This is a genomic window from Klebsiella sp. D-Nf1 (genome assembly GCF_002810515.1).
Taxonomy (GTDB): domain Bacteria; phylum Pseudomonadota; class Gammaproteobacteria; order Enterobacterales; family Enterobacteriaceae; genus Klebsiella; species Klebsiella variicola.
This window is the reverse complement of sequence record NZ_PIOK01000003.1, coordinates 337,845-351,167: the sequence shown is the minus strand read 5'-3', so window position 1 is coordinate 351,167 and position 13,323 is coordinate 337,845. Positions and strand designations below refer to the sequence as shown.

Annotated in this window: 10 protein-coding genes and 1 pseudogene; 5 read left to right on the top strand and 6 right to left on the bottom strand. The window is 59.6% G+C overall.

Annotation, left to right across the window (positions count from 1 at the left end; genetic code table 11):
• Positions 1-96: 96 nt before the first annotated feature.
• Entirely contained in the window at positions 97-738 is a 642-nt protein-coding gene (locus tag CWM54_RS15470; RefSeq protein WP_165785933.1) for a helix-turn-helix domain-containing protein, read from the bottom strand.
• A 238-nt stretch (positions 739-976) separates the two neighbouring features.
• Between CWM54_RS15470 and CWM54_RS15465 the strand changes: the two genes are divergently transcribed.
• The 5 genes from CWM54_RS15465 to CWM54_RS15445 all read left to right on the top strand — a co-directional run bounded on the left by CWM54_RS15465 (position 977) and on the right by CWM54_RS15445 (position 7,494).
• A complete protein-coding gene (locus CWM54_RS15465; RefSeq protein ID WP_100697702.1) occupies positions 977-1,900 on the top strand; it encodes an aminoimidazole riboside kinase in 924 nt (307 codons plus the stop codon).
• A 167-nt stretch (positions 1,901-2,067) separates the two neighbouring features.
• On the top strand, positions 2,068-3,585 hold the full coding sequence (locus CWM54_RS15460; protein WP_100697700.1) for a carbohydrate porin: 1,518 nt from the start codon (positions 2,068-2,070) through the stop codon (positions 3,583-3,585).
• A 104-nt stretch (positions 3,586-3,689) separates the two neighbouring features.
• Positions 3,690-5,060, top strand: a complete 1,371-nt coding sequence (locus CWM54_RS15455) for a sucrose-specific PTS transporter subunit IIBC (RefSeq protein ID WP_100681966.1) — start codon at positions 3,690-3,692, stop codon at positions 5,058-5,060.
• Complete coding sequence (locus CWM54_RS15450; protein ID WP_100631520.1) at positions 5,060-6,460, top strand: sucrose-6-phosphate hydrolase; 1,401 nt, start codon at positions 5,060-5,062, stop codon at positions 6,458-6,460. Before CWM54_RS15455 ends, CWM54_RS15450 begins: the two co-directional genes overlap by 1 nt.
• A gap of 23 nt (positions 6,461-6,483) precedes the next feature.
• Complete coding sequence (locus CWM54_RS15445; protein ID WP_162677900.1) at positions 6,484-7,494, top strand: LacI family DNA-binding transcriptional regulator; 1,011 nt, start codon at positions 6,484-6,486, stop codon at positions 7,492-7,494.
• 47 nt (positions 7,495-7,541) lie between these two features.
• Here the strand turns inward: CWM54_RS15445 and CWM54_RS15440 are convergent.
• The 5 genes and pseudogenes from CWM54_RS15440 to CWM54_RS15420 form a co-directional block, all read right to left on the bottom strand.
• Positions 7,542-8,151 (bottom strand): annotated as a pseudogene (locus CWM54_RS15440) (hypothetical protein).
• Between the two features lie 185 nt (positions 8,152-8,336).
• Positions 8,337-9,359, bottom strand: a complete 1,023-nt coding sequence (locus CWM54_RS15435) for an ABC transporter permease (protein WP_004152946.1) — start codon at positions 9,357-9,359, stop codon at positions 8,337-8,339.
• 19 nt (positions 9,360-9,378) lie between these two features.
• Positions 9,379-10,863, bottom strand: a complete 1,485-nt coding sequence (locus tag CWM54_RS15430) for a sugar ABC transporter ATP-binding protein (RefSeq protein WP_004202401.1) — start codon at positions 10,861-10,863, stop codon at positions 9,379-9,381.
• Positions 10,864-10,895: 32 nt separating this feature from the next.
• Positions 10,896-11,819, bottom strand: coding sequence for a sugar ABC transporter substrate-binding protein (locus CWM54_RS15425; protein WP_002892597.1), 924 nt, complete (start codon positions 11,817-11,819; stop codon positions 10,896-10,898).
• A 430-nt stretch (positions 11,820-12,249) separates the two neighbouring features.
• Entirely contained in the window at positions 12,250-13,269 is a 1,020-nt protein-coding gene (locus CWM54_RS15420; protein ID WP_100697698.1) for a LacI family DNA-binding transcriptional regulator, read from the bottom strand.
• Positions 13,270-13,323 lie beyond the last annotated feature (54 nt).

Genomic DNA, 13,323 nt, shown 5'->3' with positions numbered 1-13,323 from the left:
GCCAGATTCAGACGTAACGGGGCCGGGGAAAAAGCGCGCTTAGCGCTTTCCCAAGTGGTGATAGCAACGTGATGGCGTCAATCTGCCGAATCGGGTTCAGAATTTCTCAGGAATATGACGGTCGATAGAGATCAGCTTGCCTTTTTTCACCGTGATATATCCCCCCTCGCGCAGCGCGGCCAGCACCTGGTACACATAGCTGCGCGAGAGATTGGTTCGTTTAATAATAAATGCCGACAGGCTCTCATGCTGACCACCATCAATTTCGCCGCGATATAAATAGCGCGACAGCATCGATTTAATGGTCTGAAAACTCGTCTGGCTACCGCGTTCATAGTGCGCATCAAGGGCAAATATGCCCATATAGGCCAGGATCGTGGTCAGCTCTTGCATATAGCCCGGTGACGAATGAAAAAATATTCGCTCAAAATCGCTGGTGGTTATTTTCGCCAGCTGGCACTCGCCCAGACACTGATAATAGAGCGCGACCGACGGACAATAATGTTCCAGTAATCCTAACGGCATATGCGCGATAACAATGCCGATCAGGTTCTGCTCATCGCCAAAGGCCAGCGTCATTTGCCCCTGCAGCAAAAAATAGAGATAGCCCGACTGCGGAATAAAGCCCTGATCTTTGCTCAGGCTCAGGGGTTCACTGCAGGCGATCACCGCGGGCAGATGCGTGGTCAGCGTCAGCTTCTGGTACCGATCGTAAATATCGCCAAAACTGGGGTTCATCGCGCTGCGCACTCCTTTACCTTTGGCCACCGCGGTGGGGCTAACCGCGACCTGTTGAACTATACCTAAGCGGGTGGGGAAGGAAAAGTCCAGATCTGGAGTGGCGAAATATTTCGCCTGGGTCACATTTTTTACCCTCACCTCCCTGTTTCGTGACCCGATCGTTCCGCTTACCGGTGGGCTATGCTTTAATTAGCTAAACCGGTTTAACATAGTTTAGCTAAGAGGAATTTGTCGAATGAATGGAAAAATCTGGGTACTCGGCGATGCGGTCGTCGATCTCCTGCCCGATGGAGAGGGCCGCCTGCTGCAATGCCCTGGCGGTGCGCCAGCCAACGTCGCGGTCGGCGTGGCGCGGCTCGGCGGCGACAGCGGCTTTATTGGCCGCGTCGGCGACGATCCCTTCGGCCGCTTTATGCGTCACACCCTGGCGCAGGAGAAGGTCGATGTGAATTATATGCACCTCGACGCCGCGCAGCGCACCTCCACGGTGGTGGTCGATCTCGATCAGCACGGGGAGCGCACCTTTACCTTTATGGTCCGTCCGAGCGCCGACCTGTTCCTTCGGCCCGAGGATCTCCCGCCGTTTGCCGCCGGCCAGTGGCTGCACGTCTGCTCCATCGCTCTCAGCGCCGAGCCGAGCCGCAGCACGGCATTCGCGGCAATGGAGGCGATAAAACGCGCCGGGGGCTATGTCAGCTTCGACCCCAATATCCGCAGCGACCTGTGGCAGGATCCGCTGGACCTGCGTGACTGTCTCGACCGGGCGCTGGCCCTCGCCGACGCCATAAAACTCTCGGAAGAGGAGCTGACCTTTATCAGCGGCAGCGACGACATCGTCAGCGGCATCGCCCGGCTGAACGCCCGCTTCCAGCCGACGCTGCTGCTGGTGACCCAGGGCAAAGCGGGGGTCCAGGCCGCCCTGCGCGGGCAGGTTAGCCACTTCCCCGCTCGCCCGGTGGTGGCCGTTGATACCACTGGCGCCGGCGATGCCTTTGTCGCCGGGCTGCTCGCCGGCCTCGCCGCTCACGGTATCCCTGACAACCTCGCCGCGCTGGCTTCCGACCTTACGCTGGCGCAAACCTGCGGCGCGCTGGCCACCACCGCCAAAGGCGCCATGACCGCCCTGCCCTACAGGGACGATCTTCAGCAGCCGTTTTGATCCCGTTGGGCCGGCGTAACGGCCCACTTTGCTGGCGACATCACAATTCTTAAACCGGTTTAGCAATTTTTATTTTCACCGCGTTACTGACATGTTTACCATATTAACTAAACCGGTTTAGCAAAAGTTAGCACACTCACTGATTTTCACCTTTGGATGTCAACAGCATGTATAAAAAACGGAAGTTAGCCATTCTTATTGCTTTGCTAACCGGCACCGCCGCCGCCCATGGGCAGACAGACCTGAACAGCATTGAAGCGCGTCTTGCCGCTCTGGAAAAACGCCTGCAGGACGCCGAAACCCGCGCCAGCACTGCCGAAACCCGTGCCGCTTCGGCGGAGCAGAAAGTTCAACAGTTAACCCAGCAGCAGCAGCAAACCCAGGTCACCACTCAGCAGGTGGCCAAGCGCACCACTCAGTTAGAAGAAAAAGCCGAACGGCCCGGCGGCTTTGAGTTCCACGGCTATGCTCGTTCCGGCGTGATCATGAACGACTCCGCCGCCAGCACCAAATCCGGCGCTTATATGACCCCCGCCGGGGAGACCGGCGGCGCCATTGGTCGTCTGGGTAACCAGGCCGACACCTATGTGGAAATGAACCTCGAACATAAGCAGACCCTGGACAACGGGGCAACCACCCGTTTCAAAGTGATGGTGGCCGACGGGCAAACCACCTATAACGACTGGACGGCAAGCAGCAGCGACCTGAACGTGCGCCAGGCGTTTGTCGAGCTGGGCAACCTGCCCACCTTCGAAGGCCCGTTCAAAGGCTCGACCCTGTGGGCCGGGAAACGCTTTGACCGTGACAACTTCGACATCCACTGGATTGACTCGGATGTGGTGTTCCTCGCCGGGACCGGCGGCGGGATCTACGACGTGAAATGGAACGACAGCCTGCGCAGCAACTTCTCGTTATACGGCCGCAACTTTGGCGATATCGCTGACAGCAGTAACAGCGTGCAGAACTATATCGTCAGCATGAATAACTTTGCCGGCCCGGTGCAGATGATGGTCAGCGGGATGCGGGCGAAAGATAATGACGAACGCCAGGACACGAACGGCAATCTGGTGAAAGGCGATGCCGCTAACACCGGGGTCCATGCTCTGCTGGGCCTGCACAATGAGAGCTTCTATGGCCTGCGCGACGGGACCAGCAAAACGGCCCTGCTGTACGGCCACGGGCTGGGCGCCGAGGTTAAAGGCATCGGCTCCGACGGTGCGCTGCGCCCGGGGGCCAATACCTGGCGCTTCGCCAGCTACGGCACGACGCCGCTGAGCGATCGCTGGTTTATTGCCCCGGCCGTGCTGGCGCAGAGCAGTAAAGATCGTTATGTCGATGGCGACAGCTATCAGTGGGCCACTCTCAACCTGCGTCTGATTCAGGAAGTGACGCAGAACTTCGCCCTGGCCTGGGAGGGCAGTTATCAGTACATGGATCTGCAGCCTGAAGGCTACAACGATCGCCACGCGGTGAACGGCAGCTTCTACAAGCTGACCTTCGCCCCAACCTTCAAGGTGGGCAGCATCGGCGACTTCTTCTCGCGTCCGGAGATCCGCTTCTATACATCGTGGATGGACTGGAGCAAAAAACTGGATAACTACGCCAACGATGATGCATTAGGCAGCAACGGGTTCAAATCGGGCGGCGAATGGTCGTTCGGTATGCAAATGGAGACCTGGTTCTGACGGTAACCCGGACGACAGGGTAAATAACACATAAATATTAGGTTCGCGGCGCCTGCCACGGCTGGCGCCGCCCACGCCATATCATCATGCATTTAGAGGGTACTATGGATTTTGATCAGATTTCCCGCTCACTGCTTCCCCTGCTGGGCGGCAAGGAAAATATCGCCAGCGCCGCGCACTGCGCCACCCGCCTGCGGCTGGTGTTGGTCGACGACGCGCTCGCCGACCAACAGGCCATTGGCAAAATCGACGGGGTGAAAGGCTGCTTTCGCAATGCCGGACAGATGCAGATCATCTTCGGTACCGGGGTGGTCAATAAAGTCTATGCCGCCTTTATCCAGGCCGCAGGCATCAGCGAATCAAGCAAATCCGAAGCCGCCGACCTGGCCGCGAAAAAGCTGAACCCGTTCCAGCGCATCGCCCGCCTGCTGTCCAACATTTTCGTACCGATCATTCCCGCCATCGTCGCCTCCGGCCTGCTGATGGGCCTGCTGGGGATGGTGAAAACCTACGGCTGGGTCGACCCGAGCAACGCTATCTATATCATGCTGGATATGTGCAGCTCGGCGGCGTTTATCATTCTGCCGATCCTGATCGGCTTTACCGCCGCCCGCGAATTTGGCGGTAACCCTTATCTGGGCGCGACCCTCGGCGGGATCCTGACCCACCCGGCGCTGACCAACGCCTGGGGCGTCGCCGCCGGCTTCCATACCATGAATTTCTTCGGTATCGAAGTGGCGATGATCGGCTACCAGGGCACCGTTTTCCCGGTGCTGCTGGCGGTGTGGTTTATGAGCATTGTCGAAAAACAGCTGCGCCGCGTTATCCCTGACGCGCTGGACCTGATCCTCACCCCGTTCCTGACGGTAATTATTTCCGGCTTTATCGCTCTGCTGCTGATCGGCCCGGCCGGTCGTGCGCTCGGCGACGGCATTTCGTTTATCCTCAGCACGCTTATCAGCCACGCCGGCTGGCTGGCGGGACTGCTGTTCGGCGGCCTCTACTCGGTGATCGTCATTACCGGTATCCATCACAGCTTCCACGCCATTGAGGCCGGACTGCTGGGCAACCCGTCGATTGGCGTCAACTTCCTGCTGCCGATCTGGGCGATGGCCAACGTCGCTCAGGGCGGCGCCTGCTTTGCGGTGTGGTTTAAAACCAAAGATGCCAAAATCAAAGCCATCTCCCTGCCGTCGGCGTTTTCGGCGATGCTGGGGATCACGGAAGCGGCAATCTTCGGGATTAACCTGCGCTTCGTGAAGCCATTCATCGCTGCGCTGGTGGGCGGTGCTGCCGGCGGCGCCTGGGTGGTGTCGATGCACGTCTATATGACCGCGGTGGGCCTGACGGCGATCCCGGGGATGGCCATCGTGCAGGCCACTTCGCTGCTGAACTACATTATCGGTATGGCGATCGCCTTCGCCGTGGCCTTCATGCTTTCTCTGACGCTGAAATACAAAACGGACGCTGAATAATGTCATTACCGTCACGCCTGCCTGCGATCCTGCAGGCCGTTATGCAGGGCCAGCCGCAGGCGCTGGCCGACAGCCATTATCCGCAATGGCATCTGGCGCCGGTCAGCGGACTGCTGAACGATCCCAACGGCTTTTGCCAGGTCGCCGGGCGTTACCACCTGTTTTATCAGTGGAACCCGCTCGCCTGCGACCATACCTATAAGTGCTGGGGACACTGGAGCTCTGCCGATCTGCTGCACTGGCGGCATGAACCTATCGCTCTGATGCCGGACGAAGAGTATGACCGCAACGGCTGCTACTCCGGCAGCGCGGTCGAGTTCGAGGGCACCCTGACTCTGTGCTACACCGGCAACGTGAAATTCCCCGACGGCGGGCGCACCGCCTGGCAGTGCCTGGCGACAGAGAATGCCGATGGCACCTTCCGCAAGCTGGGGCCGGTGCTGCCGCTCCCTGACGGTTACACCGGCCACGTGCGCGACCCCAAGGTGTGGCAGCAGGACGGGCGCTGGTACATGGTCCTCGGGGCGCAGGATTTGCAACAGCACGGTAAAGTGCTGCTGTTCACCGCCAGCGATCTGCGGGAGTGGCGCCTGGTGGGCGAGATCGCCGGACATGGCGTTAACGGTCTGGCGAACGGCGGCTATATGTGGGAGTGCCCGGATCTCTTTCCGCTGGCGGATACCCACCTGCTGATCTGCTGCCCGCAGGGGCTGGCCCGCGAAGCGCAGCGCTTTCTCAATACCTATCCGGCGGTGTGGATGGCAGGCCGCTTCGACGCCGAACGCGGCACCTTCGACCACGGCCCGCTGCACGAGCTGGACAGCGGGTTTGAGTTCTACGCGCCGCAGACCATGCTGGCCGAGGATGGCCGCCGCCTGCTGGTCGGCTGGATGGGCGTCCCGGACGGGGAAGAGATGCATCAACCCACCCGCGCACAGGGATGGATCCACCAGATGACCTGCGTGCGCGAGCTGGAGTGGCAGGCGGGTACTCTGTATCAGCGCCCGCTGCGCGAGCTGGCCGCTCTGCGCGAGGAAGCCCAGGGCTGGCGCGGGCAGACCCTGCCCCTCGCCCCGATGGAGCTGGCCTTTGACATCGCCCCGAACAGTACGCTGGGGCTGGACTTTGCCGGCGCCCTGCAGCTCACCGTCAACCGCGACGGCCTGCGTCTGTCGCGCCGCGGGCTGCAGACCGCCGAGATGCATCACCGCTACTGGCGCGGTGAAGCGCGGCGCCTGCGGATCTTTATCGACCGCTCCAGCGTGGAAATTTTCATCAACGATGGCGAAGGGGTGATGAGCAGCCGCTTCTTCCCGGGCTATCCGGGGCAGTTAATCTTCAGCGGTGCGACGCCGGTGGCATTCTGCCGCTGGCTGCTGCGGCCATGCATGGTAGTATAAGCGTTTTGCTTTCAGGCTCCTGAGTGGTGATGAAAACCAAACGCGTAACTATCAAAGATATCGCCGAACTGGCGGGCGTCTCCAAAGCGACCGCCAGTCTGGTGCTCAACGGCCGTGGCAAAGAGCTGCGCGTGGCGCAAGAGACGCGCGAGCGCGTGCTGGCGATCGCCCGCGAGCAGCACTATCAGCCCAGCATTCATGCGCGCTCGCTGCGCGATAACCGCAGCCATACCATTGGCCTGGTGGTACCGGAGATCACCAACTACGGGTTTGCCGTTTTCTCCCATGAGCTTGAGACGCTCTGCCGGGAAGCCGGCGTGCAGCTGCTTATCTCCTGCACCGACGAAAACCCCGGCCAGGAGAGCGTGGTGGTCAATAATATGATTGCCCGCCAGGTCGACGGTCTGATCGTCGCCTCGTGCATGCACAGCGATGCCGACTACCTGAAGCTCAGCGAACAGCTGCCGGTGGTGCTGTTTGACCGCTCCCCCAGCGACAGCGCCCTGCCGCTGGTGATGACCGACTCGGTGACCCCAACCGCCGAGCTGATCTCCCGCATTGCGCCTCAGCATGCGGACGAGTTCTGGTTTCTGGGCGGACAGCCGCGGCTGTCGCCGTCGCGCGACCGACTGGCGGGGTTCACGCAAGGCCTGACCCAGGCGGGGGTCACGCTGCGCCCTGAGTGGGTGATCAACGGCAACTACCACCCCAGCTCCGGCTATGAGATGTTCGCGGCGCTCTGCGCGCGGCTGGGACGTCCGCCGAAGGCCTTGTTTACCGCGGCCTGCGGACTGCTCGAAGGGGTACTGCGCTACATGAGCCAGCATCATCTGCTGGACTCCAATATTCATCTCGCCAGCTTCGACGATCACTACCTGTATGATTCGCTTTCCCTGCGCATTGATACCGTGCAGCAGGATAATCGCCAGCTGGCCTGGCACTGCTACGATCTGCTCAGCCAGCTGATCGACGGCCAGGCGCCGGAGCCGCTCCAGCGCTACCTGCCCGCCACCCTGCAGTTTCGCCATCCCTGACGACACCATCGGCAATCAGCGTTTTCGCCGGGCGCGCGCCGCCTGTCTCACCGCCAGCAGCGCGCCGGCAAACAGCATGCCCAGGCCGATCGTCACCGGCCAGCGGTAAGCCATCAGTAACGAGGGCAATCCGCCGTCCGGCGCCAGCACCACCAGATTCCAGCCCGTCAGTCCCGCCTCGCCATTCAGCGCGCGGGTTAACATCCGCTGGTGCGGGGCGAAAGGCTGGATAGTCTGGTAGTGGCTGCCGAATAGCGGCGGTTGCATCTCCCCGGGGAACTGCGCCTGCACCTGGGCCAGTACGCTGGCCGGCAGCGCATGCGATGCCGCCAGCAGATGCCCGTCGCCATTCACCAGCAGCAGTTGATAATGCCGCTGCCGGGCGAGGGTATGGAGTTCGGCGCGCATCGCCGCCAACGGCCAGGCGGCTTCCCGCTGCGGCGCCGGCGTGTTCATTCGCCGCTCAAGGCGTTGCGCCACCCACTGCGCATCCTCCTCCAGCTGGCGGGTCTGCATCTCACGGTAAACCTCTCTGGCCGGCAAATTCACGCCCCGACCGAGCGCCAGGATCGCCAGTCCGGCGATCAGCGTGACGATAATGCCCCTGCTTGCCGGTCGCCAGAGCGGCGAGGATTTGACGACGGATGGTGTATTCATACGACTCCAGAAACCGGAGGCCACGCATGGGCCCCCTGACGAATAGACAACGGAAGTGGCAAAACTGTACAGGATGAGCCGCGTGGGCAAAACAGACAGGCCGCGCCTGGCGGGGCGTATTTTGTTTATTTCTGGACAGGACGGGCGGCAACGACATCCTTCGCCGCTGCCGCCCGTTGATAAGATTAGTGTTTTTTCCGGTTGCGACGCATGTCGATGGTCACCGCGGCGACAATAATGATGCCCTTAATAATATCCTGCACGTAGGCATCGACGCCGACAAAGGTAAAACCGCTTTTGATCAGACCAAGGATCATCGCGCCAATCAGGGTGCCGGTAATACGCCCCACCCCGCCCATTAAGCTGCTGCCGCCGATCACCGCGGCGGCAATCGCGTCCAGCTCGTAGGACATCCCCATGCTCGACTGGCCGCTGCTGACGCGCGCCGCCAGCACCACCCCCGCCAGCCCGGAGAGCGCCCCGGCGATGGTGTAGACAATCACCAGGTACTTATTCACGTTGATGCCGGACACTTTGGCCGAGGTCATGTTGCCGCCGATGGCATACACATATTTGCCATAACGGGTATGCTTCAGCGCAATGTGAAACACGGCGGCGATCACGAAGAAGATAATCACCGGCATCGCCCCCTGACCTATCGCCGTAAAGCTGTCGGAGAGGAAGCTGATCGGGTTGCCCTGGGTGTAATACTGCGCCAGACCGCGCGCCGAAACCATCATCCCGAGGGTGGCAATAAACGGCGGAATACCGGTCCGCGTCACCAGAAAACCGTTGGTCAGGCCGCACAGCAGGCCGACGCCGATCCCCGCGCAAATGGGGATCACCGCCGGCAGGTTGACCAGCGCCGGGAACATCGGCGACAGGCTGTCGGAGGTTTGCGCCAGGCTCGCCGCCACCACCGCCGCAAGGGCGATAACCGAGCCGGAGGAGAGGTCAATCCCGGTGGTGATGATCACCTGGGTGACGCCGACGGCGATGATGCCGATGATCGCCACCTGCAGCACAATCAGCACCAGGCGGTTGGTATTGAGCAGGAACGACTGGTCGCGAACATACCAGCCGGCAATTTCAAAAGTCAGGGCAATGACCAGCATCACCACAAAGATGCCGGTATCTTTCGGCATTTTATGCCGCAAATTAGCGAAGAAGGAGGAACCCTCGCTGGCCGGAGCCGCCGTTAATTTCATATTACTCATTCTCTGTGCCTCAATGGGATGCCAACGACAAAATGGTTTCCTGGTCGGCTTCGTCTTTTTCCAGGATGCCGGTGATACGGCCTTCATGCATCACCATGACCCGATCACTCATGCCAAGGATTTCCGGCAGCTCAGAGGAGACCATAATGACCGCCACCCCCCGATTCGCCAGTTCACTGATCAGATGATAAATCTCCGCCTTCGCCCCGACGTCGATACCGCGGGTCGGCTCATCGAGAATTAAGATTTTCGGTTGCGCTAACAGCCAGCGCGCAATCAGGACTTTTTGCTGATTCCCCCCGCTGAGGTTATTAATAATTTGATCCATCGTCGGCGTTTTAATATTGAGCCGGCGAATTTGCTCCATGCAGTCTTCGGCCATTTTCACGTGCTGGACAAAACCGCTCTTGCCGATATATTCCGGCATTTTGACGATACTCATATTTTCCAGCACCGACAGCACCAGAAACAGGCCCGACTTTTTGCGGTCTTCGGTTAATAACGCCATCCCCTTTTCAATCGCCACGGAGGGGGAATCAATGGTCACCGGCGCCCCGTCGATCAGCACTTCGCCGCTGTCGAAGCGCTCCATACCGAACAGGCTTTCCATCACCTCGCTGCGCCCGGCGCCCACCAGCCCGGCCACGCCAAGGATTTCACCGCGGCGTACAGTAAAGCTGACGTCATGGAACACGCCCTGGCGCGTCAGGTTGCGCACCGTCAGCACCTCTTCGCCGATGGTGTTATTAAATTTCGGAAACAGCTGGGTTAATTCGCGGCCCACCATCTGGGTGATCAGCGACTGCCGGGTAAATTCGGTGGTGTTTTTGCTCCCCACCCAGGTGCCGTCGCGAAACACGCTGATCTCATCGGTAATGGCAAAGATCTCATCCATTTTGTGGCTGATATAGATGATCGCTTTACCCTGGGCGCGCAGGTCGCGGATGATGGTGAACAGGTGAGCCACCTCGCCTTCGGTCAGCGCCGAGGTGGGCTCATCCATGATCACGATATCCGCATTCCACGAGACCGCTTTGGCAATCTCCACCATCTGCTGAGCGGCGATGCTCAGGTCGCCCACCAGCCGGTCGGCGGTTAAGCGGATATTGAGCTTATCCAGCAGCGCCTGGGTCTGGCGGGTCAGCTGGCCGTGGTCGACAAAGCCGTACTTCATCGGCTCGCGCCCCAGCCAGATATTCTCCGCCACCGTCATATGCGGCACCAGATTGAGCTCCTGGTGGATCATCGAGATCCCCGAGCGCAGCGCATCCATGGTGTCGGTAAACTCCACCGGCTCCCCTTTCACGCGAATCGATCCTTTATCGGGGCGATAGATACCGATCAGGCACTTCATCAGCGTGGATTTGCCGGCGCCGTTCTCGCCCATCAGGGCATGCACCGTTCCCGGACGCACGCGCAATGAGACATTATCGAGCGCCTTCACGCCGGGGAAGAACTTACTGATACCTTCGGCTTCAAGTGCAAAAGCGTTCATACATCCACCTCCGTACCACGGGTTGGCCAGGACTATTTCTGATTACGGTTAGTAAATTCAGCCATGTTCTCTTTGGTGATCAGCTGATACGGCACGTCGATGATTTTTTCCACTTTCTCGCCATTCGCCAGCTTGATGGCCGCGTCGACTGCGCCTTCACCCTGGCCTTTCGCATCCTGGAAGATGGTGGCGATCATTTTGCCGCTCTTCAGCATCTGCAGCGCATCCGGGGTGCCATCCACGCCAGCGATGAGAATATGGTTCGGGTTTTTGCCCAGTGCCTGCAGGGCGCCGATCGCCATTTCATCGTTGTTGGAGGCGATGGCCTGGATATCCTCACCGCTGGTCATCCAGTTGCTGACCACGTCCACGGCGTCATTGCGGGTAAATTTCGCGGTCTGCTTCTGGACGATTTTGATGTTCGGGTATTTCGCCACCACCTCTTCCACCCCTTTGGTACGATCGCGGGTGGACTCATTCGCCAGGTCGCCGAGCAGGATCGCCACATTGCCCTTACCGTTCATCGCTTTCGCCAGCGCTTCCATCTGCAGACGGCCGGCGAGAATGGAATCCGACCCCACATAGGCCATCTTATCGGTCAGTTCCGCCTGCGGACGGCGGTTCACAAACACCAGCGGGATCCCGGCTTTGGTGGCCTGATCCATAATCGGTTTCACCGCATTGGTATCCACCGGGTTGACGATAATGGCGTCCACCCCCTGACCGATAAAGTTTTGCACCTGCTGCAGCTGCTGGGAGACATCCCCTTTTGCGTCCTCGATCTGCGATTTAACCCCATCTTTTTTCATCTCTTTTTGCATCGAGGTCCGCAGGATCGTCAGGAAGTTATCGTCAAACAGCGCCATGGAGACGCCAATAGAGACGTCTTTTGCCATAACCACCGCAGGCAGCATGCAGGCTAACAAAGAGGCAACAATCGTTTTCTTAATATTCATAGTTGATCCTTGATTTTGTAGGTACGCCGGTGAATGAAACAAAATGAAAAATTAATTTCAGTTACGTTGCGGCAAATGTCTGCTGCGATGTCGACGGCACTGCGGATCCTCTCGCACTCCCTCGTGATCTAAATCACAAATAACGGCTGTTTTATCATCACTTTTTTGAAACGTCAGTCCATTTACACCGCAACCTGGATTTCAGACCATTTATTTCATTAACAAGACATTTGAAACTTTTATAAGTAAATAACTGAAACGAAAATTTTAAAACTATGCAGTAACAGAATTTTGACAGACATCTAACATTGCCGCATAAATGAGCGAAAAATGAGAGGCAGACAACGCTTTGAAGCGATCGCTTCCCCGCCAGGCGGGTATTTACCCGCCAGGGATAGTCATGCGGTCAGGAGGGGATACGCCGACCGACTCAGTCGACGTTTTCGGCGCTGTAGAGGATAAAGTCGACTTTACCGTCGGCATAGGTTTGCGGCTGGTAGCCGGACTCCAGATGGCGCAGCATCAGGTTGATCGCCAGCTGGGCGTGTTGGCGGGTGTTCTGATCGAGCGTTAACGCCAGACTCCCCTTCGCCAGCTGCTGCCGGGTGGTGTTGTAACGCTCATGGGTGATCCAGCAGACGTCGCCTTCGCGGCGGTGGCGGGCCAGCGCCTCGGCAATCTGGGTATTGCCAAGCCCGGTGTTATAGATCCCAACAATATTCCGGCTGCGGCACAGGGCTTGCTCCACGAGGCGAGTGATCTGCTCCCGCCGCTCCTCACCCGCCAGCACGTCGCTGAGCTGCAGGTGGGGAAAGCGCTGGCTCAGCACCTCGCGAAACCCCTGAATGCGCAGGCGATGCGCGCTGTAATCTTGCCGGCCGCTGACCATCAGCACCTCGCCGGGCCGCGGCGTCATTCTCCCCAGCATTAACCCCGCCGTGCGGCCAGCCTGCAGCTGATTGATCCCCACGTGGCAGAGTCGGTCGGCGCCGGGCAGGTCCGTCGCCAGGGTGATCGCCGGGACGCCCGCCTCCCGGCAGCGGCGCAGCGCGTCGTGCACCGCGGGATGGTCATTGCCGAAGACGATGATCCCCTGACGCTGCTGGCAGCTGCGCACAATGCGCCGGGCCAGCGTCGTCGGCTGCGACTCCGGGACAAAGGTGCGGTGCAGGGTCAGACGGCGATAGCCAAGGCTATCCGCCACGGCGGCAAAATCCTGCGCCAGCTGTGGAAAGAAGAACGAGTCATTGCTGCTGAGAAAGACCTCAACCTGCCAGGGAAAGCGGTGCTCCTCCGGCAGGATCCGCTTCAGCCCCGCCTCGCGCGCCGCCTGCAACACTTTGCGCGTGGTCTGCGGCGATACGCCGCCGCGCTCGTTCAGCACCCGGTCAACGGTGGCCACGCCGACGCCAATCTGTCTGGCCAGCATCGCCAGTGAAATATTTTTCATCGCCCCTCTCTTCATGATGGAAATCCATCAAAACGGCAGTGTCAGTGAGTTTAG

Bases quoted from the DNA above. Each gene is read 5' to 3' on its own strand.
- CWM54_RS15470 (WP_165785933.1), bottom strand. From the start codon at position 738: ATGAACCCCAGTTTTGGCGATATTTACGATCGGTACCAGAAGCTGACG.
- CWM54_RS15465 (WP_100697702.1), top strand. From the start codon at position 977: ATGAATGGAAAAATCTGGGTACTCGGCGATGCGGTCGTCGATCTCCTG.
- CWM54_RS15460 (WP_100697700.1), top strand. From the start codon at position 2,068: ATGTATAAAAAACGGAAGTTAGCCATTCTTATTGCTTTGCTAACCGGC.
- CWM54_RS15455 (WP_100681966.1), top strand. From the start codon at position 3,690: ATGGATTTTGATCAGATTTCCCGCTCACTGCTTCCCCTGCTGGGCGGC.
- CWM54_RS15450 (WP_100631520.1), top strand. From the start codon at position 5,060: ATGTCATTACCGTCACGCCTGCCTGCGATCCTGCAGGCCGTTATGCAG.
- CWM54_RS15435 (WP_004152946.1), bottom strand. From the start codon at position 9,359: ATGAAATTAACGGCGGCTCCGGCCAGCGAGGGTTCCTCCTTCTTCGCT.
- CWM54_RS15430 (WP_004202401.1), bottom strand. From the start codon at position 10,863: ATGAACGCTTTTGCACTTGAAGCCGAAGGTATCAGTAAGTTCTTCCCC.
- CWM54_RS15425 (WP_002892597.1), bottom strand. From the start codon at position 11,819: ATGAATATTAAGAAAACGATTGTTGCCTCTTTGTTAGCCTGCATGCTG.
- CWM54_RS15420 (WP_100697698.1), bottom strand. From the start codon at position 13,269: ATGAAAAATATTTCACTGGCGATGCTGGCCAGACAGATTGGCGTCGGC.